General features: G+C 63.1%; 18 protein-coding genes and 1 tRNA gene. 15 read left to right on the forward strand and 4 right to left on the reverse strand.

What is annotated here, in order from left to right; translation table 11 throughout:
- Positions 1 to 59 precede the first annotated feature (59 nt).
- Positions 60 to 899, reverse strand: coding sequence for an SDR family NAD(P)-dependent oxidoreductase (locus tag AB5K84_RS42715; RefSeq protein WP_038965181.1), 840 nt, complete (start codon positions 897 to 899; stop codon positions 60 to 62).
- Between the two features lie 179 nt (positions 900 to 1078).
- Here AB5K84_RS42715 and AB5K84_RS42720 point away from each other — a divergent pair, with 179 nt between their 5' ends.
- The 12 genes from AB5K84_RS42720 (at position 1079) to AB5K84_RS42775 (ending at position 18046) form a co-directional block, all read left to right on the forward strand.
- Positions 1079 to 2050, forward strand: a complete 972-nt coding sequence (locus tag AB5K84_RS42720; RefSeq protein WP_011083714.1) for a sensor histidine kinase — start codon at positions 1079 to 1081, stop codon at positions 2048 to 2050.
- A gap of 198 nt (positions 2051 to 2248) precedes the next feature.
- Positions 2249 to 3982 carry a putative bifunctional diguanylate cyclase/phosphodiesterase gene (locus tag AB5K84_RS42725; protein ID WP_038965180.1) on the forward strand — a complete coding sequence of 578 codons (1734 nt, stop codon included), beginning with the start codon at positions 2249 to 2251 and terminating at the stop codon, positions 3980 to 3982.
- Between the two features lie 261 nt (positions 3983 to 4243).
- Positions 4244 to 5686 carry a sigma-54 interaction domain-containing protein gene (locus AB5K84_RS42730; RefSeq protein WP_011083712.1) on the forward strand — a complete coding sequence of 481 codons (1443 nt, stop codon included), beginning with the start codon at positions 4244 to 4246 and terminating at the stop codon, positions 5684 to 5686.
- A 195-nt stretch (positions 5687 to 5881) separates the two neighbouring features.
- Complete coding sequence (locus AB5K84_RS42735) at positions 5882 to 7192, forward strand: MFS transporter (protein ID WP_039186767.1); 1311 nt, start codon at positions 5882 to 5884, stop codon at positions 7190 to 7192.
- Positions 7193 to 7305: 113 nt separating this feature from the next.
- A complete protein-coding gene (locus AB5K84_RS42740) occupies positions 7306 to 9354 on the forward strand; it encodes an acyl CoA:acetate/3-ketoacid CoA transferase (RefSeq protein WP_011083710.1) in 2049 nt (682 codons plus the stop codon).
- 111 nt (positions 9355 to 9465) lie between these two features.
- The gene (locus AB5K84_RS42745; RefSeq protein WP_038965179.1) at positions 9466 to 10650 is read left to right on the forward strand and encodes a substrate-binding domain-containing protein; all 1185 of its coding nucleotides are present in this window, start codon (positions 9466 to 9468) and stop codon (positions 10648 to 10650) included.
- 178 nt (positions 10651 to 10828) lie between these two features.
- On the forward strand, positions 10829 to 11593 hold the full coding sequence (locus AB5K84_RS42750) for an ABC transporter ATP-binding protein (protein ID WP_011083708.1): 765 nt from the start codon (positions 10829 to 10831) through the stop codon (positions 11591 to 11593).
- Positions 11590 to 12312: a branched-chain amino acid ABC transporter ATP-binding protein gene (locus tag AB5K84_RS42755; RefSeq protein ID WP_011083707.1), complete on the forward strand. Its 723-nt coding sequence runs from the start codon at positions 11590 to 11592 to the stop codon at positions 12310 to 12312. Before AB5K84_RS42750 ends, AB5K84_RS42755 begins: the two co-directional genes overlap by 4 nt.
- A complete protein-coding gene (locus AB5K84_RS42760; RefSeq protein WP_011083706.1) occupies positions 12309 to 13319 on the forward strand; it encodes a branched-chain amino acid ABC transporter permease in 1011 nt (336 codons plus the stop codon). Before AB5K84_RS42755 ends, AB5K84_RS42760 begins: the two co-directional genes overlap by 4 nt.
- Positions 13316 to 14401, forward strand: coding sequence for a branched-chain amino acid ABC transporter permease (locus tag AB5K84_RS42765; protein WP_171463731.1), 1086 nt, complete (start codon positions 13316 to 13318; stop codon positions 14399 to 14401). The genes AB5K84_RS42760 and AB5K84_RS42765 overlap by 4 nt, the downstream gene beginning before the upstream one ends.
- Positions 14402 to 14574: 173 nt before the next feature.
- Positions 14575 to 17685 (forward strand): bifunctional diguanylate cyclase/phosphodiesterase, encoded by a 3111-nt coding sequence (locus tag AB5K84_RS42770; RefSeq protein ID WP_038965178.1) that lies wholly within the window; start codon positions 14575 to 14577, stop codon positions 17683 to 17685.
- Positions 17686 to 17969: 284 nt separating this feature from the next.
- Positions 17970 to 18046: transfer RNA gene (locus tag AB5K84_RS42775), tRNA-Arg, on the forward strand.
- A gap of 88 nt (positions 18047 to 18134) precedes the next feature.
- On the opposite strand, the gene AB5K84_RS42780 is transcribed toward AB5K84_RS42775, so the two are convergent.
- The 3 genes from AB5K84_RS42780 to AB5K84_RS42790 all read right to left on the reverse strand — a co-directional run bounded on the left by AB5K84_RS42780 (position 18135) and on the right by AB5K84_RS42790 (position 21619).
- Positions 18135 to 19742: a hypothetical protein gene (locus AB5K84_RS42780; protein WP_441232753.1), complete on the reverse strand. Its 1608-nt coding sequence runs from the start codon at positions 19740 to 19742 to the stop codon at positions 18135 to 18137.
- A gap of 9 nt (positions 19743 to 19751) precedes the next feature.
- Positions 19752 to 19931, reverse strand: coding sequence for a hypothetical protein (locus AB5K84_RS42785; protein ID WP_441232754.1), 180 nt, complete (start codon positions 19929 to 19931; stop codon positions 19752 to 19754).
- Between the two features lie 221 nt (positions 19932 to 20152).
- Positions 20153 to 21619 carry a serine/threonine-protein kinase gene (locus AB5K84_RS42790; RefSeq protein WP_441232755.1) on the reverse strand — a complete coding sequence of 489 codons (1467 nt, stop codon included), beginning with the start codon at positions 21617 to 21619 and terminating at the stop codon, positions 20153 to 20155.
- Positions 21620 to 21774: 155 nt separating this feature from the next.
- On the opposite strand from AB5K84_RS42790, the gene AB5K84_RS42795 reads away from it, so the two are divergent.
- The 3 genes from AB5K84_RS42795 (at position 21775) to AB5K84_RS42805 (ending at position 23635) form a co-directional block, all read left to right on the forward strand.
- Complete coding sequence (locus AB5K84_RS42795) at positions 21775 to 22269, forward strand: hypothetical protein (RefSeq protein ID WP_441232756.1); 495 nt, start codon at positions 21775 to 21777, stop codon at positions 22267 to 22269.
- A gap of 366 nt (positions 22270 to 22635) precedes the next feature.
- Entirely contained in the window at positions 22636 to 23112 is a 477-nt protein-coding gene (locus AB5K84_RS42800; protein WP_441232757.1) for a hypothetical protein, read from the forward strand.
- A 103-nt stretch (positions 23113 to 23215) separates the two neighbouring features.
- Positions 23216 to 23635: a helix-turn-helix domain-containing protein gene (locus AB5K84_RS42805; RefSeq protein ID WP_441232758.1), complete on the forward strand. Its 420-nt coding sequence runs from the start codon at positions 23216 to 23218 to the stop codon at positions 23633 to 23635.
- The last annotated feature ends 4 nt before the right edge of the window (positions 23636 to 23639 follow it).

Genomic DNA, 23639 nt, shown 5'->3' on the forward strand with positions numbered 1-23639 from the left:
TCGAGATTCCGGGTTCGCACTTCGTGCGCCCCGGAATGACAGCAAATAGCTGGGCCGCCTTACGCCCCCTGATCGAACGCCTTGCGTAGCGCCACATACCCCTGCTGCTGCTGGCTCCAGTTGCGGCCGCCGGTGATGGCGCCGTCGATGACGAGGTCGTGGCCGTTGATGAAGCTGGATTCGTCGCTCGCCAGGAACACCGCGGCATGGGCGATGTCGTCGGGAATGCCGGCGCGCGGGATCGGCTGGGCGGTCTTGTAGACTTCGCGCATCACCGCCGGCGTCTTCTCCGCGGCGTCGGTCGCCAGCCCAAGCGCCTTGCCGAAAATGCCGGTCGCGATCGCGCCGGGCGAGATCGAGTTGACGCGGACGTTGGATTCGCCGAGCTCCATCGCCACGCATTTGGTGAGATGGATCACCGCCGCCTTGGCCGCGCCGTAAACCACCGACGAGGAGAAGCCGGCGAGCCGGCCAGCGATGCTGCCATTGTTGATGATGCTGCCGGACCCCTGCTTCTTCATGTAGGGCGCGGCGTGCTTCATGCCGAGCATGACGCTGCGCACCAGCGTCGCCATCGCCGCGTCGAAGCGCTCGACCTCGAGGCCCTCAATGCCGCCGGTCTGCGCCGGCCCGCCGGCATTGTTGAACAGGCAATCGATCCGGCCGAATTTGTCTACCGCGAGCGCGATCAGCGCCTGCATCTGCGCTTCGACCGTCACATCGGTCTGGCGGAAGATGCAATTGGCCCCGAGCTGCTTCGCCAGCGCCTCGCCTTCCGGTAGGCGCCGCCCCGCGATCACAATTTTGGCACCTTCGGCAACGAAGACTTCAGCGGTCCGCAATCCGATCCCGCTCGTCGCACCCGTAATCACCGCGACCTTTCCGTCCAGCCTGCCCATGGAATGTCCCTGTTTTCGAACCTCTTGACGCCAAATGGCGGATACCGATCGACGACGGCGCCGCGACAGTCGGCACCGCGACGGTCACTATTCCTGCCGGCTCCCGACAAGGCAAGCTTTGCTTGCGCTGGCGAGATGCGTAACATTCGCAACGAACGCACCTCGCAACCGGGCGGCGCATGGAGAAGCTGATCGACGAATTCCGCAAGGGCTGGCAGGGCGCGGCACCTCCGTCGCTCGGCTTGAGCATTGCCTTTGCGGTGGCCTGCCTGCTCGTTGCGACGCTGGCGCGCTGGGGCCTCGCGCAAGTGCGGCCCGACGTCTACTTCACCCCGTACTTTCCGGCCGTGTTCTTTGCCGCCGCGTTCGGAGGCTTCCGGATCGGCATCGTGACGGCGATCGTCGGCGGCGTGCTCGGCGTCGTCGTGAATTTCAGCGATGCGCTTGCCGATCGCGCGCGTTTTGCCCTGCTGGCGCTCTACTGGGCCGTGAGCGCGCTGACCATCTGGGGCGTCGAGCACTACCGCACCATGCTGGCGGAGCAGCGCCGGATCTCCAAGCGCCTGATCGAGGAAGAAGACTATCGCAAGCTGCTGGTCGACGAGCTCCAGCACCGGCTGAAGAACAAGCTCTCGACAGTGCACGCCGTGATTCACCAGGTGCTGCATGACCAGCCGCAGGTCTGGGCCCGGGTCGATCCGCGGCTGCGATCGCTGGCCGCAACCGACGATCTGATCTCGCGGATCGACAAGGCCGGCTGCGACATCCGCGATCTCCTGATCTCGGAGCTCGGCCCCTACGGCCACGTCCGCTTCACCCTCAACGGCGACCGGCTGTTCCTGCCGGCGAAGCTCGCGGTCACGCTGTCATTGATGTTTCACGAGCTCGCTACCAATGCAGGCAAATACGGCGCATTCTCTGCGCCGCGCGGTCTGCTGCAGGTGTCGTGGACCGTCAGCGACGATCGCCTGACCATCACCTGGGACGAGACCGAGGGGCCAACCGTGGACAAGGTGTCCGAGCCTGGCTTCGGCACCAAGCTGCTGAAATCGGCGCTTTCCGCCTTCGATGGCAGGACCGAGATCTCGTATCTGAAGACCGGGCTGCATTGCATCATGCAATGCCGCATCCCCCAAGGCGAAAGCCGCTAAAGCGAAAGCAGACCCGCGCGCTCCGCTCGCGATTTCGCTGGGCGCATTGACCCTCTGTTAATGACGATCGGCGCGCGTGCCGCATCGCCGCAAGACACCACCGTATTTCTCCGGACCCCTTAACCAAACTTAAGAGGGAACCACGCAAGATCGCGTCCATTGCAAAGGCGCGCTGAAACAACAAGATTCATGACTTCTATGAACGACAACAGATATTCCGGCGCGAGCGAAGCCGAACTCGGATTCCTCAAGGAAATCGTTAGAATGCTGCCGGCCGGCCTGACCGTTCAGGACGCCCATGGCGAGCTTCTGCTGGTTAACGATGCCGCAGCGGCGCAGCTCGGCATGGACGGCAGCCGTCCCTCGCCCGATCTGACGCCGCGCCGGGAAGCCTGCCGCCGGGCGCTGAGCGCCGGCCAGGCGGTCGTCACCGAGGAAGCCCTGCACGACGGCGCGGCGCGCCAGGTGCTGCTCACGACCCATCGCCCCGTTCGCCTCGCCGGACGAGAGCTCCTGATCTCCGCCTCCTCCGACATCACCGAGCAGAAGAATTTCGAGGACCAGCTGTTCCGCTCGGCCTATTTCGACGAGCTGACCGGCCTGCCCTCGCGGCGCGTGATCGAGCACCGCGCCAACAACCTGCTCGCGCGCGATGGCGGCGAGCGCTTCGCGCTCGCCTTTCTCGACGTCGACAATTTCAAGCACATCAACGACTATTACGGCCACGCCGTCGGCGACGCGCTGCTGGTCGAGCTGGCGAAGCGGCTCGGGCGCGACCTGCGCGATTCCGACATGCTGTCGCGCATCTCGGGCGACGAATTCCTGCTGCTGCTCTCCCCGATCCAGGGCCAGGAGGAAGTCGCCGAATTCATGCAAGCGACGCTGGAGCGGCTGACCGCGCCGTTCTTCATCGACCATTCGGAGGTCTTCGCCTCGACCTCGGTCGGCATCAGCATCTATCCCGATCACGGAAGCAGCTTCGAGATGCTGCGTCAGAACGCCGACATCGCGATGTACCGCATCAAGAACGACGGCAAGGGATCGGCCGCCTTCTTCGACGCCAGCATGGAGCGCGAGGCGCTGGCGCGCACCAAGATCGAGCAGTCGCTGCGGCTCGCCATCCTGGAGAAGCGCTTCTGCTGCGCGTTCCAGTCCAAGGTCGACATCCGCACGCAGGCCGTGAAGGGCATCGAGGCCCTGGTGCGGCTGCGCGACGACGAAGGCGTGATCCAGGCGCCGGGCTCGTTCATCAACCTTGCCGGCGAGCTCGGACTGATCGACGAGCTGACCCATCTCGTGCTCGCCGAGATCGTCAAGTCGATCGACCTGATCAACGACACGTTCGGCGCGGACGCCTCCATCAGCATCAACGTCGCCGCCAGGCAGGCCGGCAATCCCGAGTTCATGCGCAGCTTCGCGCAGGCGCTGGACAACACCGGCTTTCCCCAACGCTTCATGATCGAGCTGACGGAAGAGGCCTTCGTCGCCAAAAGCCATTTCCAGTCGGAAATCCTGCCGATGTTCCGCAAGCTCGGCGTCGGCATCTCGATCGACGATTTCGGCACCGGTTATTCCTCGCTCTCGGCGCTCGCCGACATCACGGCCGACGAGATCAAGATCGACCGCTCCTTCATCACCGACATCCATAAGCGGCCGCGCAGCCAGGGCATCCTGCGCGCGATCGAATCCTTGAGCGAAGCGCTCGGCATGACCGTGATCGCCGAGGGCCTCGAATCCTACGAGGAGCTCGCCTACCTGCAGGCCGCGACCAAGATCCGCTACGCGCAGGGCTATTATTTCTCGCGGCCGATCTTCCTGGAGGAGCTGAAGCTCGCAACACCCGTCGCCAGCGAGTCCCGCGCCAGCGTGGCCAGCCGCCCGATGCAGCAGAACCGACACGGCTATTCGCGGGCGGGCGGGTATCGGCGGTAGGGCGACAGCGGCGCAACAAACACCGCCGTCGTCCTGGCGAAGGCCAGGACCCATTACCCCAGGCAGGTGCCGTGGCGCGGGATGGTGACCACGAGTCTTCGCCAAACAGCTTCCTGGGGTAATGGGTCCTGGATCGGCGCTCGCTTTGCTCGCTTGTCCAGGACGACGACCGAGAATGGGTCGCGAAGCCAGCGCCAATTCTCCCCTTTGAAATTGCTGCCCTTTTGGTAATAAACAGGCGGGCTTCCCGCGAGGCACGCCATGTCCGGTCCCTCTTCCGTCGTCAGCGATCCCGCCTATATCCGCGCACGCGCCATGGAGACGCTGTTCGAGCGGCTGGAGCATCTGTGCGAGGGCGCCATCGCGATCGATCGCAGCGGACGCGTGGTGTATGTCAACGAAAAATACGTCACTGCGATGGGCCTCTCGCACGAATCCGAGGCGCTCGGCCGCCCGATCGAGGAGGTCATCCCCAACAGCCTGATGCGCAGGGTCGTGGAAACGGGTGAACCGATCATCCTCGACATCATGGAGCTCGGCGGCGAGCAACTCGTCGTAACCCGCATGCCGATCGAGGACGAGAAGGGGAATATCATCGGCGCGATCGGCTTCGTGCTTTACGACCGCCTCGAGGGCCTGAAGCCGCTGCTCGGTCGCGTCGCCCAGCTCGAAAACGATCTGCGGCTGGCGCGGCGGCAATTGTCGCATGCGCGCGCCGCCCGGTTCACTTTCGACGACTATGTCGGTGCAACCGCCGGCATCGCACAGGCCAAGGAGCTTGCAGCGCGCGCCGCGCGCCAGAGCGTCACCGTTCTGCTCACCGGAGAGACCGGCACCGGCAAGGAGATGCTGGCGCAGGCCATCCACAACGCCTCCGCCCGCGCCGAAAAGCCGTTCGTCAGCGTCAACGTCGCGGCGATCCCGGATACGCTGATCGAATCGGAGTTCTTCGGCGCCGCGCCGGGCGCCTATACCGGCGCGGACCGCAAGGGTCGCGACGGAAAATTCCGGATCGCCGACGGGGGCACGCTGTTTCTCGACGAGATCGGCGAGATGCCGCTGCAATTGCAGGCCAAGCTGCTGCGCGTGCTGCAGGAGCGCGAGATCGAGCCACTCGGCTCCGACAAGGTCACCAGGGTCGACGTGCGCGTGATTGCGGCCACCAATGTCGACCTGCACAAGCGGGTCAGCGAGGGGACATTCCGGGCGGATCTCTACTACCGGCTGAACGTGCTCTCGATCGAGCTGCCGCCCCTGCGCCACTGCCTGGACGACCTGCCCGAGATCTGCGGACGGCTGCTCGAAGACATCAGCGCATCCGGCGACTACCTCAATGCCAGGATCACGCCGAGCGGTCTGGCTGCGCTTGCGCGCTATGGCTGGCCCGGCAATGTCCGCGAACTGCGCAACATCCTGGAACGCGCGCTGATCCTGAGCGATTCGGGACGCCTCACCAGCGACGATTTCGATCGCATTCTCCCCGTCGGCGCGGAGACGGTGCCCACGGCACCATCGCGGCCGGCCGGCCTCGTCCTGCCCTATGCGGAAGCCGAGGCCGAGTTCGAGAAGCACACGCTGGAACAGGCGCTCGCCGCCAGCAACGGCCAGATCTCGGAGGCCGCCAAGATGCTCCAGATCTCGCGCGCGACCTTCTACAAGAAGCTCGCCAAGTTCGGCCTCGCCTCGGGAGCCGCATCCGTCTGAGTTGCGAGACATCGCGTGTCCGGAGTCTCGGACTCCAGACACGGCGCGCTGCCGCTCTGTCCCGGGGCGGGCGCTGAAACTGCTGGGTTTTCAGCCATTCTGCGCAAACCTGCGGCATCTGGCGCGGAGCTTGCTCTTCGCCCTGCACAATGACGCATGCTGCACATGCGCATTCGCAACCAGGGAGGACGCAAGATGAGTGAAGCGATCTCAGTCCATCAGCTTGAGGCGAGACAGCCCTCGCACGTGACCGTCGCCACCGCGAGCCTGATCGGCACAGCCATCGAGTGGTACGACTTCTTCCTTTACGGCACCGCCGCGGCGCTGATCTTCAACAAGCTGTTCTTCCCGACCTTCGACCCCATGATGGGAACGCTGCTGGCGTTCGCGACCTACGCGCTCGGCTTCATCGCGCGTCCGCTTGGCGGCGTCGTGTTCGGCCACTACGGCGACAAGATCGGCCGCAAGACCATGCTCTATCTGACCCTGCTGATCATGGGCGCGGCGACCGCCGCGATCGGCTTCCTGCCGACCTACGAGACCGCCGGCATCTGGGCCGCGGTCCTGCTGGTGACCTGCCGGCTGATCCAGGGCTTTGGCCTCGGCGGCGAATGGGGCGGCGCGGTGCTGATGGCGGTCGAGCATGCGCCCGCGGACAAGAAGGGATTCTACGGCAGCTGGCCGCAACTCGGGGCGCCGCTCGGTCTCGTGCTCGGCACGCTGGTGTTCTCGGTGGTGTCCGCGATGCTGACCGACGCACAGCTTCTTTCCTGGGGCTGGCGCATCCCGTTCCTGTTCTCGATCGCGCTGGTGCTCGTGGGCCTGTGGATTCGCTTCACCATCGCGGAATCGCCGGAGTTCCAGAAGGTCAAGGACACCAAGCAAGAGGTCAAGATGCCGATCCTCGAGGCGATCCGGATGTATCCCAAGAACATCCTGCTCGCGATGGGCGCGCGCTTTGCCGAAAACGGCTTCTTCTACATCTACGCGACCTTCGTGCTCGCCTATGCGACGCAATCGCTCGGCATGAACAAGCAGGACATGCTCAACGGCGTGCTGATCGGCGCGGCGATCGAGACCTTCACCATTCCCGCCTTCGGCGCGCTCTCCGACCGGCTCGGGCGGCGGCCGATCTACATCTTCGGCGCGGTGTTCTCGGCGCTGATGTCGTTCCCGCTGTTCATGCTGCTTTCGACCAAGAACCCGCAATATGCCTGGATCGCGATCGTGCTCGGCCTCGCCGTCGGTCACGCCGCGATGTACGGCCCGCAGGCGAGCTTCCTGTCGGAGCTGTTCGGCACCAAGGTGCGCTATAGCGGCGTCTCGCTCGGCTACAACCTCGCCTCGATCTTCGCCGGCGCATTGTCGCCGCTGATCGCGACGGGATTGATGACGGCGTACGCGCCGGCAACCTGGCCGATCTCGCTCTACATGATCGCGCTGGCGATCATCACCGTCGTGTCGGTCTATTTCGCCACCGAAACACGCAAGATAGTGCAGTCCTGAACGTCCTGACGATACCTCTTGTCGCGAGGAGCAGCCTGTTCCGGGCCTGCTCCCCGCGCTAGGATCGACGCACAGCAACGACGGCATACCGTCCAGGGATCGGGAGGAACGCCGTGAGCCATCATCCAGCTCTGCCCTATCTGCGCAATTCCGAGAAAGGCAAGGTCGTCACGGCGGCCGAAGCGGTCATGCTGATCCGCGACGGCGACACCGTCGCGACCGGCGGCTTCGTCGGCATCGGCTTTGCCGAGGAGATCGCGATCGCACTGGAGGAGCTCTATCTCTCACACGAGGGCGATGCGCCCTACACGCAGGGCAAGCCGCGCAATCTGACGCTCGTCTACGCGGCCGGCCAGGGCGACGGCAAGCATCGCGGCCTCAATCATTTCGCGCATGAAGGCCTGGTCCGGCGCGTGATCGGCGGGCACTGGGGCCTTGCCCCGAAGCTCCAGCAGCTTGCGATCGCCAATCAGATCGAGGCCTATAACCTGCCGCAGGGCGTCATCACGCATCTGTTCCGCGACATCGCCGCGCGCCGGCCCGGCCACATCACCCGCGTCGGCATGGGCACCTTCGTCGACCCCCGCAATGGCGGCGGCAAGCTGAATGCGCGCACCACCGAGGACATGGTGGAGCTGATCAAGATCGGCGGCGAAGAATGCCTGCTCTACAGGACGTTTCCGATTCAAGTCGGGATCATCCGCGCCACGACGGGCGATCCCGACGGCAATCTCACCATGGAGAAGGAGGCGCTGACGCTGGAGGCGCTCGCGATCGCCATGGCGGCGCATAATTCCGGCGGCATCGTCATCGCCCAGGTCGAGCGCGTTGCCGAGAGCGGCAGCCTCAATCCGCGCCAGGTCAAGATTCCCGGCATCCTCGTCGATTGCGTCGTCGTGGCGAGACCTGAGAACCACTGGCAGACCTTCGGCACGCAATACAATGCGGCCTTCTCGAGCGAGATCCGGGTCCGCGCCGCCTCCCTGCCCGTGATGCCGGTCAGCGAGCGCAAGATCATCGCCCGGCGCGCCGCGCTCGAGCTCAAGGCCAATAGCGTGGTCAATCTCGGCATCGGCATGCCCGAAGGGATCGCTTCGGTCGCAAATGAAGAGCGGATCATCGATCTCATCACGCTGACGGCGGAGCCCGGCGTGATCGGCGGCATCCCGGCGAGCGGGATCGATTTCGGCGCGGCGATCAACACCCAGGCGGTGATCGATCAGCCGTATCAATTCGACTTCTACGACGGTGGCGGCCTGGATGCCGCCTTCCTCGGGCTCGCCCAGGTCGACCGCGCCGGCAACCTCAACGTCAGCAAGTTCGGGCCGAAGCTCGCGGGCGCCGGCGGCTTCATCAACATCAGCCAGAACGCCAAGGAGGTCGTCTTCGTCGGCACGTTCGGCGCCGGCAAGCAGCGCATTGCGGTGAACGACGGAAAGCTCGCCATCCTCGACGAGGCGAGGTCTCGTAAATTCGTCGACAGCGTCGAGCACGTCACCTTCAGCGGCCCCTTCGCCGCGACACGGGGGCAGCGCGTGCTCTATGTCACCGAACGCTGCGTCTTCGCGTTGCGGCCCGACGGGCTCGAGCTCATGGAAATAGCGCCCGGCATCGACATCGAGCGCGACATCCTGCGCCTGATGGATTTCAAGCCATTGATCCCGCGCGACCCTATCCTGATGGACACCCGCATCTTCCGCGACGGCCCCATGGACCTGCGCGAGCGACTGCTGACCATTCCGCTCGACCAGCGCTTCACGCTCGACGAGCAGCAGAACCTGTTCTTCGTCAACCTGGAACGCTATCCGCTGCGCAGCAAGGCCGAGATCGATGCGATCGCGGCGCTCGTCGAGGCGAAGCTCGCCCCGCTCGGCCGCCGGGTCTACGCCATCGTCAACTACGACAACTTCTCGATCCTGCCGGAGCTGATGGACGACTATTCGGCCATGGTGCGCAGCCTCGTCGACCGCTTCTATTCCGGCGTGTCGCGCTACACCACGTCCGGCTTCCTGCGCATCAAGCTCGGCGAAGCCCTGGAGAAGCGCGGCGTCGCGCCGCACATCTTCGAGAGCGCGGAAGAGGCACAGTCGTACTGGCGGCAGATCGAGTCTGCCGGCAGACCCGCCGCATCAGGCGACACGCGCGTGACACGGCAGGCCTAAAAATGATGCATGCTCATGTGCCGGCGCAGTCCGCCGGAAGGATGAATTGCAATGTTCGTAACGTTGTGCAACTCGCTGTTACCGAGAAACTTTGAATCAGGAGGGACCATCGTGCGTCGATCACTCATCATAACAACAACCATCCTCGCCCTCGCCGCGGGCACCTCCGCTCGGGCCGACGACCTCAAGGTCGCGCTGATCTACGGCAAGACCGGTCCGCTCGAGGCCTACGCCAAGCAGACCGAGACCGGCCTGCAGATGGGTTTTGAATACGCCACCAAGGGCACCATGACGCTCGACGGCCGCAAGATCGTCGTCATCACCAAGGACGACCAGGGCAAGCCCGATCTCTCCAAGGCCGCGCTCGCGGAAGCCTATCAGGACGACAAGGCCGATATCGCGATCGGCACGACATCGTCGGCCGCAGCGCTTGCCATTCTCCCGGTCGCCGAGGAGAACAAGAAGATCTTGATCGTCGAGCCGGCGGTCGCGGACCAGATTACCGGCGAGAAGTGGAATCGCTACATCTTCCGCACCGCGCGCAACTCCTCGCAGGACGCGATCTCGAATGCGGTCGCGATCGGCAAGCAGGGCGTCACCGTTGCAACGCTGGCGCAGGACTATGCCTTCGGCCGCGACGGCGTCGCCACCTTCAAGGAGGCACTCGCCAAGACCGGCGCGACGCTCGCCGCCGAAGAATATGCCCCGACCTCGACCACCGACTTCACCGCGGTCGGCCAGCGCCTGTTCGACGCGCTGAAGGACAAGCCGGGCCGCAAGGTGATCTGGGTGATCTGGGCCGGCGCCGGCAATCCGCTGGCCAAGCTCCAGGACATGGATCCGAAGCGCTACGGCATCGAGCTCTCCACCGGCGGCAACATCCTGCCGGCACTCGCCGCCTATAAGGGCCTGCCCGGCATGGAAGGCGCCACCTACTACTTCTACGAGATCCCGAAGAACCCGGTGAACGACTGGCTGGTCGCCGAGCACCAGAAGCGCTTCAACGCGCCGCCGGACTTCTTCACCGCGGGCGGCTTCGCCGCCGCGATGTCCGTCGTCGCCGCCGTCACCAAGGCGAAGTCGACCGACACCGAGAAGCTGATCACGGCGATGGAAGGCCTGGAGTTCGACACGCCGAAGGGCAAGATGGTGTTCCGGAAAGACGACCATCAGGCGCTCCAGAGCATGTATCACTTCAAGGTCAAGGTCGATCCGAACGTCGCCTGGGCCGTGCTCGAGCCGGTGCGCGAGCTGAAGATCGAAGACATGGACGTTCCCGTCCGCAACAAGCGCTGAGCTTTCTTGCTTCACCTCCCCCGCTTGCGGGGGAGGCCGGGTGGGGGCTCTTCTCGCTCGGGGGTTCTCGATTGCTGAGACACCCTCTCCCCAACCCTCCCCCGCAAGCGGGGGAGGGAGCGCAGCGTGATCGCGGATACATCTCCATTTTATTCGCCAAACTCGGTCGAAACATCGAATGACGCTCTCTCTCGAAACCCGCGACCTCACCATCCGCTTCGGCGGCCACGTCGCGGTCAACAACGTCTCCTGTACGTTCCGCCCCGGCGAGCTCACCGCCATCGTCGGGCCGAACGGCGCCGGAAAGACCACCTATTTCAACCTGATCTCGGGCCAGCTACGCGCATCGAGTGGCAGCATCCTGTTCGACGGCACCGACATCACCCAGCATTCCGCGCCGCTGCGCACCCGCGCGGGCCTCGGACGCGCCTTCCAGCTCACCAACCTGTTTCCGAACCTCACCGTGGAAGAGAACGTCCGCCTCGCGGTACAGGCGGCGAACGGCACCCATTACGACATGCTGCAGCCGTGGATGGTCCGCCGCGACCTGATCGCGCGCGCCGACGCCATCCTGGACCAGGTCGCGCTCGGTGGCCGCCGCGGCGTCGCCGCAACCGCGCTGTCGCATGGCGACCAGCGCAAGCTGGAGGTGGCGCTGATGATCGCGCTGGAGCCGAAGGTGTTCATGTTCGACGAGCCGACCGCCGGCATGAGCATCGACGAGGTGCCTGTCGTGCTCAACCTGATCGCGCAGCTCAAGCAGGACAGGAGCAAGATCATTCTCCTGGTCGAGCACAAGATGGACGTGGTGCGCTCGCTGGCCGACCGCATCATCGTGCTGCATAACGGCCAGCTCGTCGCCGACGGCGTACCTGCCGAAGTGATCGCCTCGCCGATCGTGCAGGAGGCCTATCTCGGCATCGCACCGAAGAGCGCAGCATGACCGAGCTGTTGAAACTCTCCGGCGTGCACACCCATATCGGCCGCTATCACATCCTCCAGGGCATCGATCTCGTCGTCCCGCAAGGACAGACCACGATGCTGCTCGGCCGCAACGGCGCCGGCAAGACCACGACGCTGCGCACCATCATGGGCCTGTGGCAGGCCTCGAAGGGCGAGATCAGCCTCGCCGGGATGCGCATCGAGAGCCGCGCCACGCCCGACATCGCCCGGCTCGGCGTCGGCTACGTGCCCGAGAGCATGGCGGTGTTCTCCGATCTCACGGTGAAGGAGAACCTCGTGCTGGCGGCCCGCGACGGGCCGCTCGACGACGCTCAGCTCGACTGGATCTTCGGCTTCTTCCCGGCGCTGCGCCGGTTCTGGCTGTCGCGCGCGGGAAGCCTCTCGGGCGGGCAGAAGCAGATGTTGTCGATCGCGCGCGCCATCATCGAGCCGCGCAAGCTGCTGCTGATCGACGAGCCGACCAAGGGGCTGGCGCCCGCCATCGTCATGGCGCTGATCGAGTGCCTGAAGGAGATCAAGCGCAAGGGCGCCACCATTCTCCTGGTCGAGCAGAACTTCTTTGCCGCGCGCGAGCTCGGCGACAACGTGCTGGTCATGGACAACGGCACCATCGTTCATCGCGGCGAGATGGCGGCGCTCGCCGCCGACGTGCCGCTGCAGGAGCGGCTGCTCGGCCTGAGCCTGGAGGCGCATCAGTGACAGAACTTGCCGCAAACGATCCGCTGCCGAAGCCGAAGCGCGACATCGCGCCGATCCTGCTGCCGATCGCGCTCGCCCTCCTGGTGATCCCGCTGGTCGGCTCGCCCAGCACCTGGCTGACGCTGACCGCCGCGAGCCTCGCCATGGGCATGATGATCTTCATCATGGCCTCCGGGCTGACGCTGGTGTTCGGCCTGATGGACGTGCTCAATTTCGGTCATGGCGCCTTCATCGCCGTCGGCGCCTATGTCGCAACCCTGGTGCTGGCACCGTTTGCGGCGTCCATTCAGGCCGATTCGCTCTGGATGAACCTCGCGGTGCTGGCGCCGGCTGCGCTGCTGTCGATGGCGGTGTCCGGCGCGCTCGGCCTGGTCGTCGAGCGCGTGCTGATCCTGCCGGTCTACGGCCAGCATCTGAAGCAGATCCTGATGACGACCGGCGGCCTGATCGTCGCCGAGCAGACGCTCTATGCGCTGTGGGGGCCGCAGATCATCCCGATGCCGCTGCCCACCTCGCTGCGCGGCTCCTTCATCCTCGGCGACGTCGCGATCGCCAAGTACCGCGTGCTGGCGACGCTGATCGGCCTTGCCGTCTTCATCGCGATCCAGCTCGTGCTCAACCGCACCAAGCTCGGCCTGCTGATCCGCGCCGGGGTCGAGAACCGCGAGATGGTCGAGGCGCTCGGCTATCGCATCCGCCGCCTGTTCCTCGGCGTGTTCATGACGGGCTCCGCGCTCGCAGGCCTCGGCGGAGTGATGTGGGCGCTCTATCGCGAGCAGGTCCACGCCTCCATGAGCGACGACCTCACCGTGCTGATCTTCATCGTCGTCATCATCGGCGGCCTCGGGTCGATCGGCGGCTGCTTCATCGGCGCGATCCTGGTGGCGATGGTCGCCAATTACGGCGGCTTCCTGGTGCCGAAACTCGCCCTCGTCTCCAACATCCTGCTGATGGTCGCCATTCTGATGTGGCGGCCGCGCGGCCTCTATGCGGTGACCAGCCGATGATGATCCTCTCAGGCGATCCGCCGCGCAGCCGCGTTCTCACGCTCGTCCTCGTCCTCATCATCCTGGCGCTTGCGGCGACGCCGTTCCTGTTTCCCGGTGCCAAGGCGCTGAACGTTGCGGCCAAGATCTGCGTCTTCGCCGCGCTGGTCGCCTCCTACGACCTGCTGCTCGGCTATACCGGCTCGGTGTCGTTCGCCCACACCATGTTCTACGGCATCGGCAGCTACGCGATCGCGATCGCGCTGTACGGGATGGGTCCGAACTGGGCCGCGGTCGCAACCGGCATCGTCGTCGGCCTGCCGCTGGCGGCCCTGCTCGCGCTCGCGATCGGACTGTTTTCGCTGCGGGTCGCAGCGATCTTCTTTGCCATGATCACGCTGGCGGTCGCCTCCGCCTTCCAGGTGCTGGCCTCGCAGCTGTCCTGGCTGACCGGCGGCGAGGATGGCCGCAGCTTCCAGCTGCCCGAACTGCTGCGCCCCGGCACGGTGCTGATCTCCAGAAACCTGTTCGGCTTCGAGGTCAACGGCCGCATTCTCACCTATTACCTCGTGCTCGCCATCTCGGCCCTGATGATCCTCGCATTGCTGCGCGTGGTGAACTCGCCGTTCGGCCGTGTGCTGCAGGCGATCCGCGAGAACCGTTTTCGCGCCGAGGCGCTCGGCTTCCGCACCGTGTTCCACCTGACCTACGCCAACTGCCTCGCGGCCCTCGTCGCCGCCAGCGCCGGCATCCTGAACGCATTGTGGCTGCGCTACGCCGGCCCTGACACCTCGCTCAGCTTCTCGATCATGCTCGACATCCTGCTGATGGTGGTGATCGGCGGCATGGGCACGATCTACGGCGCGATCATCGGCGCCACCATCTTCATCCTCGCGCAGAACTATCTCCAGTCGCTGATGGGCGTCGCCTCCAAGGCGGCGTCGGAAGCCGGCTTGCCGCTGCTGCCGGGACTTCTGCATCCCGACCGCTGGCTGCTGTGGCTCGGGCTGCTGTTCATTGCCAGCGTCTATTTCTTCCCGACCGGCGTGGTCGGACGGCTGCGCAGTGGCGGCGGCGACAAGAGCGCGGGCGCCTCGCATTAAGCTGCCGTTAGTGATGCAGCGCAGCGATTGTTACGCGCATCGCGCAACCGCGGAGCGATTCCCGCCCAGCTGCATGCGGCCTGGCCGTGCAACCGCATTAATGCTCAGGTAACCGGCTTTCCTAAGGTTTGGGCCATTTGTGCGGTGTATTCATGTTCCTCCAGGGAGGGGGAATGCGCCAGGTCTTTTCCACGGTGGCAGCCGGAATGTCCTTAGCCGCGAAGAACGGCTGGGCGGCCTTGGCGCGGCGTGGTCCTGTCCTGTGGCTGACCCTGTGCGGCGTGTTGCTGGTCGCGGGGATCTTCGCCGTGACCGCCATGGCCGTCGGCGAATTCCGCGAGCGAACCCTCACCAACCGCGAGCGCGAGCTGGAAAACACAGTGCAGCTGATCGCGCGGCATTTCGATCAGCAATTCGAGGATTCCGACGTCGTCGCCGCCGATCTGATCGGGCAGATGAACCTGCCGGGCATCGCCTCGCCCGGGATGTTCCGCGAGCGCATGTACGGACCTGCCACAAACCAGATGCTGCGCAGCAAGGTCAGCTCGGTCTCCTATCTCGGAGACATCGCGATCTACGATGCCGACGGCGAACTGATCAACTGGTCGCGGGCCCAGCCGTTGCCGAAGATCAACATCTCCTCGCGCGCCTACTTCCAGACCTTCAAATCGGACCCGATGGCCGAACCGGTGCTGCTGGAGTCCGTCCGCAGCTTCATCATCGGCAAATGGACCACGGTCGTCGCACGCCGGCTGAGCCTGCCGGACGGCACCTTCGTCGGTGCGATGGTCCGGCGGATCGATCCGGACAGCTACCAGAACTATTTCGCATCCGTGGCGCTCGCCGAAGGCACGGCGATCTCGCTGTTCGATCGCGAAGGCAAGATGCTGGCGCGATATCCGCATGTCGAGGAGCTGATCGGCAGGAGCTTCAAGACCGCGCCGCTGATGCACAAGGTGCTGACCGAGGGCGGCCATCAAACGCTTCGCGTCAGGAGCCCGGTCGACGGCGAGGAGCGGCTTGGCTCAGCCGCGTCGCTGAACCATTTCCCGCTGGTCATCGTTGCCACCAACACCACGGCGGCGGCGCTTGCCGACTGGCGGCAGCAGACCGGCTTCATGGTCACGACGGCCGCGCTTTCGGCCGTGGTGATCGCGCTGATCCTCTTTCTGATCATCCGCCAGATCAACCGGCAGAACCGCGAAGCCCAGGAGGGAATCGAAGCGGAGCGGCTGCGGCTCGACACGGCCTTGAACAACATGTCGCAAGGGCTGATCCTGTACGACGCCGCCGGATACATCGTCACCTGCAACCGCCGCTACGCCGACATGTTCGGCCTCTCCCACGACGTCATCAAGCCCGGCTGTCACATCCGCGAGGCGATGTACCATCGCAAGGAACGTGACGCGTTCGACGGCGACGTCGAGGAATTTTGCGACGACGTCATGAGGACCGTCGCCGAAGGCACGGTCTCCACGAGAACCCATCAGATCGCCAACGGCCGCGCCTTCCAGGTCATCAACACCCCGCTCGCGCAGGGCGGATGGGTCGCCACGATCGAAGACATCACCGAGCGCCGCAACCTGGAACAGGAGCGCGATCGCAACCACACCTTCCTGCGCGAGATCATCGACCATATTCCCTCGCGCATCACCGTGAAGGACGCCCACACGCGGCGCTACCTCCTGGCCAACGAGGTGGCCGAGGAGCAACTCGTCACCGCCCCCGAGACGATCGTCGGCAAGACCGCGTTCGACCTTTATCCGACGGACGCCGCCGAGATCATCACCCGGGACGACGACAAGCTGCTGCAATCGCCGGACGGACTATTTCTGGATGAGCACATCTGGAGCACCCCGACCATCGGACGGCGCTACATCACCTCGACCCGGATCGGCATTCGCGACAAGTCCGGCGAGCCGCGCTACATCATCAATGTTGTCGAGGACGTCACCGAGCGGCGGCGCGCCCACGAGAAGATCGCGCATATGGCGCACTACGATGCGTTGACCGACCTGCCGAATCGTACGTTGTTCCGCGAGCAGATCGAACGCGAGCTGGCGAAGGTCGCCGACGGCGGGCAGTTCGCGCTGCTCTACATCGACGTCGACGAATTCAAGGGCATCAACGATTCGCTCGGCCATCACGTCGGCGACGAGCTGTTGAAGGCGATCGCCACCCGCCTCCGTGGCTGCCTCAAGAAGAGCGACCTGATCGCGCGGCTCGGCGGCGACGAGTTCGCGGTGATCCAGACCGGAATCCAGTCCCGTGCCGACGTGCTGTCCTTCGTGACGCGGATCTACGAGGCGATCCGGCAGCCCTATCACTGTCTCGGCCACCAGCTCTCCACCGACGCCAGCATCGGCATCGCGCTGGCGCCGCAGGACGGCAACGATCTCGACCAACTCATCAAGAACGCCGACCTCGCGATGTACGGCGCCAAGGCCGAGGGACGCCGCACCCACCGCTTCTTCGAGCCGGAAATGGACGCGTGCGCCAAGGCGCGCCTGACCATGGAGCAGGATCTGCGTCAGGCCCTGGTGAACGGCGGCTTCGAGATCCACTATCAGCCGCTGGTCGATCTGCGCTCGGGCGAGGTCTCCGGCTGCGAGGCGCTGCTGCGCTGGCGCCATCCCGAACGCGGCGGAATCTCGCCGGCGGAGTTCATTCCGATCGCCGAGGATACCGGCCTGATCAACGAGCTCGGCGACTGGGTGCTGCGCATGGCCTGCAACGAAGCCGCGACCTGGCCGGCGCATGTGCGGGTTGCGGTCAACGTCTCGCCGGTGCAGCTCAAATGCGACACGCTGGCGCTCAGGATCGCCGGCGCGCTCGCCGCCTCCGGACTCGATCCGCGCCGGCTCGAGCTCGAAATCACCGAGGCCGTGCTGATCCGCGACGACGAGGCGGCGCTCGCGATCCTGCACCAGCTTCGCGCGATCGGCGTGCGGATCGCGCTCGACGATTTCGGCACGGGCTACTCCTCGTTGAGCTATCTGAAGCGCTTCCCGTTCGACAAGATCAAGATCGACCGCTGCTTCGTCGCCGACATCGCGGAGACGAGCGGCGCGCCCGTGATCGTGCAGGCGGTGGTGAACATCGCCGCCGCGAGCCACATGACCACGGTCGCCGAGGGCGTCGAGACCGAGGCCCAGCGCGAGCTGCTGCGCGCGCTCGGCTGCACCGAGATGCAGGGCTATCTGTTCAGCGCGCCGAAGCCCGCCAGCGAGGTGCGAAAGCTGTTCGGCCCGAGCCACGCCGTTCCGGTGGCGGCGGTGGCCTGAGATGGCGAGATCCGCATCGCCGTCATGGCCTTGCGGATCGCCCATAGCGCCAGGAAGCCGGCGACCACGTCACACTCAGCGTCGGCGTCGCCAGCCACATTCCCGGCGAGGCCGACGGCACCCCCGACCGGCTGCTGGGCCTGGCCGACCAGGCGCTTTATGCGGCAATACGGCTTGGCTGCGACAGCCTGCCGGTTCCTGGCCGCATTGCCCGCAAATCAACGTGGCCGAACACGGCGGAAGCGGTTGCCCACCCCTCGCCAATCGGCTAAATGAGGCCCACTGCACCCGTAGCTCAGCTGGATAGAGCGTTGCCCTCCGAAGGCAAAGGTCACACGTTCGAATCGTGTCGGGTGCGCCAGCAAAATCAAGGACTTCCTACACTTCGCGACGCTCACGCTCTGCACCGGGTAAGCACTGGGTAAGCGCCCTGACAGGGCTCGTGACATCTAAGTTGCGTAGAACGAAGCGAATTCCACATCCCCGCGAACCTTGGGGAAGTACTCCTTGTCGTCAGCCGTCGCCACGACATAGCGAACCAGGTCGTTCATTGATCCGTGGCTGTGCCAGAGGCACAGACCAGGCGCGTGGAAGAGCAACGCGGCCTCAAAGTCGTGATGCTTTGCAGTAGCGTCTACGACGACGTGCGCGAGTATCCGACGCTTTGGCAACGGCCGGCCGTCCAACTGTGATGTCAGAGAGAACTCCGTGACGTACACGTATCGAGGCACATCGAGGCCCCTTACAATTTTTTTTACATGTTCACTGAGGTTGTTCCGGATGGCGCGATGCTTGTACTTCCATCCGTAGGTCAAATAGGTTCTTGCCACCAACGTGTTCGACGAAATTGCCGCAATGACCTGGTCGCCCAGCGCTTCCGAAGCACCTAGCTTACCGGCATTTGCCCCTTTATGAGATGACCAATCGTTGGCGTATAGATCGATCATCGCCCAAGCAATTGTCTCTGCCGTCTCGGCGGGCAGGTACACTTTCGATGGTAGCGGAATTATGAGGACAACTGTGTTGTCCAGAACATTGCGCGAGACCTCGGCGATCGAGCCGCCCGGCGTCGTGGAGAGGCGAAGGTTAGATCCTCGCTGATCATCATTTACAAGATAGGCCGCGCAATATTCAGCGCGTGTAGGCCGCGTTGGTAGCGCCCCTGGCGCATTCGGCGAAAGCACTTGTCCCGTTGCCACGATGCTGTGCGAGATCAGGTCGCCCGGAGATGCGAGCCAGACAGAAACTGGAATACCTGAGTCTACATAACGGTTGATGATCTCTCTCGGTCGCAGAGCGCCCCACTGTAAACTTCCTTTTGAGTCGACGCTCGCCGCATAGATCAACGGTTCGCGACCTGCAGCTCGAAGCGCCGATACGGTGTTATTGACTGTGAGAAACTCTGATCCAGCCGGCAAAGTCGAGTTTATTTGCGACTCAGACCGCACGATAGCAGCATCCGTGATGCTTACTGTAGAAAGCCACGGACCGCGATGTCGCGCATGGATGTGGCGAGCGCTAACCCAGATACTCGCTTGAGCGCATGCGCCAACACGCGAGTCTTGTTGCGTCATAGGGACTGCTTCAACAGACAATTCCGCGCCAAGAATGTGAGCAGTGTATTTCGCTTTTACGAGCAAATGGCGTTCGTACCCCGCAGGAGCTGGCGGGGGCTTGAGGATTGCCTGACTTACAGGAGCCTTCGTTATCGGTCGAAGAACGATGAACCCGAGAAAATGCTCGTTCAACGCCTCGAGGTGTCTCGCAGCTGCCTCCATATTCTGCGATGCAAGCGCGCCCAGATCGCAAGAGAAGAACAGAATGCGCTTGCAGACCTTTGAGTGCCTTTTGAAGGTTTTGGCGTAGTAGGCACTAAACGCTTCGCTGAAATCGCGATCGATGTAGTCGTCATCAACCAGTGCCGAAAGCGCATTCAGCTCTCGAAGATGTCTGATGATGTTCGCGGTAATATGCGGGTTGCCTTGCCCCGCACCGAGGAAAGACTCCAGATCGGTCCAATGTTGGGCGTCTACTAGCTCAACAACGCGGATCGCCATTCGTCACCATCAGCCGGCGACGAGGCGGCCACTCATCTGTTCAGCAGAGCGGATGTTCGACTCGATTTCGTCGATGGTACGCTTGTCCTGGTCGGGGAGGTCCCAGTTAAGTCCAGTTGCTGCGTCGCCATGTGAGGACGTGTGAACCTGTACGTCCGAATCAAAGATCGTTGCCAGCGCGGTTCCCATGGATCAGCTCCTAAACTCGCCCCCACGTCGCGCCCTAAGACTCTGAAAAGATTCCGATTTCTTTGGAGCAAAAAGTCTCTTTGGAATCAGAGGCTTGTAGGCGTCGACCGAGTTAATGGCTCATATATGCACAAAGTTCCTTGACAAGCAATCAACAAATCCCACACCGATTCTGTACCGGTTAACGGTCTTCGTCGAAGCCTCGTCTCGGACGAGTGTGGTCACTTCTGACGCCAGTTTCGAGGAGTAGGCTTCTCCGGCATCGCCGAAGGAGCTTGCAGCCGACCTTGCGCAGCATCAGCGAGCCAATTGGCCCAGCGATCGATAAATGCATCCGAGTCCAGGGGCTCAATTGGCCAAGCCAGTTGATATTCGGCCATTCCAGCCCCCAGAGCCTTGGCCGCCTCGATTCCAGGATCCGCCATGAAGGGGCGCATGGTGGTCATTTTTGGCACCATGGGCGAAATCATGAAGGCAGTTTCGATCCATTCGTATCGACCCGCTTCAAAGGCATCGCAGTACCAAAGCGAGTGACTTCGTCCTTCGAAGTCATATCGATCCCGCGGAACGCGAAGGATGACGCCAGCTTGAGCTATGACATCGAATGCGGGAGCATCTCTCCAATCCCAAGGATTGGGCGGCGTGTTAACGACTGGCACTAGCTCAAGCTGAGCTGTACCGAGCGCTATGGTCATGCCGTTCCTTTTTCCGCCTTTTCCCTTTCTAGCACTTGGCGCGGCCTCCAAGATGGAGGCGGACAATTCCCCGTAGACAGCATTGATGAGCGCGGAAGCGCCACGAAACAGCTCGGCACGTTGCTCAACCACCGAGCGTGCCGCGGACGCCTGCCGCTCCGCTTCGCTCTGTTTGGCAACTTCGCCAAGATGTGCCTCGCTAAGCCTTGCTAGACCGCCAGAGCGTTGTTGTTGTGATCGTGTCAGTCGAGCAAGCAAATTCGCAGGTGAAGGCCGAGCGCCGGGAGCCTTAAACAGCGTCTCCGTAACAACGGCCTTCAGAACCGGTGTCCCTGCGTCGATCGACGGTGGTTCATCGTGAAGGTGTTGCTCTCGATAGTCCTCAATGTGAGGGCCCGGAAATGGCTTACGGCCAGCGAGCATTTCAAACGCCATAACCCCCAATGCATAGACGTCAGCAGCGCCAGTTGCCCTCTCGGCCCGCCATCGTTCTGGAGCCGCGTAAGGGGGACTAAGAGCATACTTTTGAGTGTCGGCTGCCGTCGTCGCTTCGGCGTATCTTGAAATGCCGAAATCCGAAAGGCACCACTTGCTATCTAGATAGAGGACATTTTCGGGTTTCAGGTCTCTATGGACAACCCTACGATTCAGGTCTGCGAGGGCAGAAGCGACGTCGATCAAAATAGACGTCGCTTCTGCCGTGCTGAGTGGCCCCTTGGCGCTTGCCAAATGTTCGCGCAGGGATTTGCTGGCCCGCGGCATAACAAGGACCCAATGCTCATCCTGTTCGCCGCTATCAATTACCGGAACGATCCCGCGCGCGCCCTTTAGATCCACAAATAACAGCTCTCTGCTCGCGCCGGGCACTTTGGGTACGAGCTTCACTGCGGCTTTCAGACCGTCCTGATTTTCAGCGGCGAATACCTGACCAAAGCCGCCGGCCCCGAGCCGGTCGCCGAGTACCCAATCGTGCTTAAGCCTGATCGTCGTCAAGAACGCGCCTCCTCAGTTCGTCGCGCATCGGCGTCCTGGGCCTGCATCAGCTAGGCACTTGTACGTTGCGCGTCACTTGTGCTGCAATCAAGCTAGAACTTTCGTTTCACCCGTCTCTTTGGCTATGACCTTTCGGAGAAAGTCTCGGAGAGCAGATGGCAGAACCCTTGGGATGGCCAGCCATGATTGGCATGGTTGGAGGCGTGGTAGGCCTGCTCGGAGGCCTCGCATCATTTGGGGACCGCTTCTACAAGGGGCGGCCGGTTGGCTCACTTACGACGCAAAATTCCTTCGGCAATACACTCGTCCTAGTCCGGATCAAGAACACGACAAACTATGACGTGTTGATCACGTACGCCACGGAGCGCAAGGGCGTATATTTCCTCGCCGACGGCGGGAAAGTTGAAAGCATCGTTCGAGGCCAACTGGGCAAAGAGGCGTTCAAGCCCTTCATGCTCAAGCCTAGTGAAGAAAAGGAACTCAGGGTCCAAGCCAAATACAAGGACGGGTTAGCGGTCGAGGCGATGGGGAAGAAGTATGTCGAGTTTTGGATCCACTGGCGGCGCGGTAACGCGCTGTGGCTGCCTCAAATTCCTTTGTTAGTTTGTGGCGACACTCAAACGATCCGCCGCATCGCTGGGGTCGAATGATGAGCGAAACCTTCGAACTATGCCCCGACCTAAAGAGCAAGGAAGTGTGCCTCGTCCGGCAGTACGACCAAGGAAGATTCATCCGCGCTTGCCACCAGCATATCCCCAAGCATCGCATTTCGGACGAGGCCCTGAGCTATCTCCTCCCGGCACTTGCAATGAAATTTGAAAACAATGCGCCTCTCACGATTGTGCGGAGCTTTTTGAATAAGCGCGGCAAGGATCGGCCTATACGTTTAGGTGGGAAGTCGCCTATCCGGAACCCGGGATTCTACGAAAGTCCTGCGGGACCGGTACGTGCGCATGGGCTGACCAGGTCATTTCGCGATCCAACTTTCGGATCACCGCTAAGGAGAGCAGGAACAGATGACCCGAACCGGCTTTGCAGCGGTAGCTACCATACTTTCGATAGTGCCGGCGTTCGGCGACTGCGACGAAGCCGTCGGAAAGCGAGTGGCGTCGCAGGTGTCGAGCGATTTTGCGACACTCATCGGGTTTACCAGGGCGAGTTGCGCGGTAACTGCTGATGGCCAGCAATGCTCCCTGCTCTGTCTCTCAGATCTCAATATCGTCGGCGACAATCGCAATCTGGCGCTCACCATGATTACGGCGTCAGCAGGGAAGAGGATGAGAGATGCAGGTCTGAGCAAGTTCGCCAGGGTAACCTTTGCCGATCGTGAACTGCTGAGCGCTCGTAAGGCCCTTGCGATTTCAGCGGTTGATGCATCTACGATGCAAGGATCCATCGCGAAAGCCGGAGGCGAGCACCCCTTGGTCGTATCGGCCAGGGTGGCGGCGGCATATCGGACAATCGAGATTGCCAAGACCGGATCGAAGAAGTGAAATACGCCACCGACCCTACGCGGCTCCAGAAGGAGCCGCCCATTGCTGTTGCTCCGGCGCCCGCGATGGGGAATCATGCGCGAGCTGTGGGGAGCGCCGGGCAATGGTGTTGCGTGTCGTAAGCGAGCAGTCCGAAGCGGAAATCAGGAAACAACGGGTTCACAACCAGTTGAACCGTGAGCTTCGCAGATTTGCGGCGAACTTCCTCCGAATGACCAGCGGCTCAGGCAAGCCGTTGGAGCTCTTACCGCAACTGGAAAAGTTGTCGGCGTCCATCATGGTGGATTTTTTTCAATTGAGAGCGGCGCGTGCCCTGACCGGCCTGTCTCAGCCGGAAGTCGCCGAGGCCGCGGGCGTATCCGTGCCGACATTGAAACGTGCAGAGGCAGGCGGTCCAATCAAAGTCGCGGAAGAAACAATCGAAGCTATCGCCAAAGCCCTCGAAAGGGCCGGCGTCGAGTTCATTCCAGAGAATGGAGGCGGAGCCGGCGTCAGGTTGAGGAAAAAGTCCAAGCGCAGCTAGGGAC

It is taken from the genome of Bradyrhizobium sp. 1200_D9_N1_1 (genome assembly GCF_052075915.1).
Taxonomy (GTDB): domain Bacteria; phylum Pseudomonadota; class Alphaproteobacteria; order Rhizobiales; family Xanthobacteraceae; genus Bradyrhizobium; species Bradyrhizobium diazoefficiens.

What these genes read in the sequence shown, in the direction of transcription:
- AB5K84_RS42750 (WP_011083708.1), top strand. Translation starts at nt 10,829, where the DNA reads ATGACGCTCTCTCTCGAAACCCGCGACCTCACCATCCGCTTCGGCGGC.
- AB5K84_RS42800 (WP_441232757.1), top strand. Translation starts at nt 22,636, where the DNA reads ATGACCCGAACCGGCTTTGCAGCGGTAGCTACCATACTTTCGATAGTG.
- AB5K84_RS42715 (WP_038965181.1), bottom strand. Translation starts at nt 899, where the DNA reads ATGGGCAGGCTGGACGGAAAGGTCGCGGTGATTACGGGTGCGACGAGC.
- AB5K84_RS42755 (WP_011083707.1), top strand. Translation starts at nt 11,590, where the DNA reads ATGACCGAGCTGTTGAAACTCTCCGGCGTGCACACCCATATCGGCCGC.
- AB5K84_RS42765 (WP_171463731.1), top strand. Translation starts at nt 13,316, where the DNA reads ATGATGATCCTCTCAGGCGATCCGCCGCGCAGCCGCGTTCTCACGCTC.
- AB5K84_RS42720 (WP_011083714.1), top strand. Translation starts at nt 1,079, where the DNA reads ATGGAGAAGCTGATCGACGAATTCCGCAAGGGCTGGCAGGGCGCGGCA.
- AB5K84_RS42805 (WP_441232758.1), top strand. Translation starts at nt 23,216, where the DNA reads ATGGTGTTGCGTGTCGTAAGCGAGCAGTCCGAAGCGGAAATCAGGAAA.
- AB5K84_RS42785 (WP_441232754.1), bottom strand. Translation starts at nt 19,931, where the DNA reads ATGGGAACCGCGCTGGCAACGATCTTTGATTCGGACGTACAGGTTCAC.
- AB5K84_RS42725 (WP_038965180.1), top strand. Translation starts at nt 2,249, where the DNA reads ATGAACGACAACAGATATTCCGGCGCGAGCGAAGCCGAACTCGGATTC.
- AB5K84_RS42770 (WP_038965178.1), top strand. Translation starts at nt 14,575, where the DNA reads ATGCGCCAGGTCTTTTCCACGGTGGCAGCCGGAATGTCCTTAGCCGCG.
- AB5K84_RS42730 (WP_011083712.1), top strand. Translation starts at nt 4,244, where the DNA reads ATGTCCGGTCCCTCTTCCGTCGTCAGCGATCCCGCCTATATCCGCGCA.
- AB5K84_RS42780 (WP_441232753.1), bottom strand. Translation starts at nt 19,742, where the DNA reads ATGGCGATCCGCGTTGTTGAGCTAGTAGACGCCCAACATTGGACCGAT.
- AB5K84_RS42735 (WP_039186767.1), top strand. Translation starts at nt 5,882, where the DNA reads ATGAGTGAAGCGATCTCAGTCCATCAGCTTGAGGCGAGACAGCCCTCG.
- AB5K84_RS42795 (WP_441232756.1), top strand. Translation starts at nt 21,775, where the DNA reads ATGGCAGAACCCTTGGGATGGCCAGCCATGATTGGCATGGTTGGAGGC.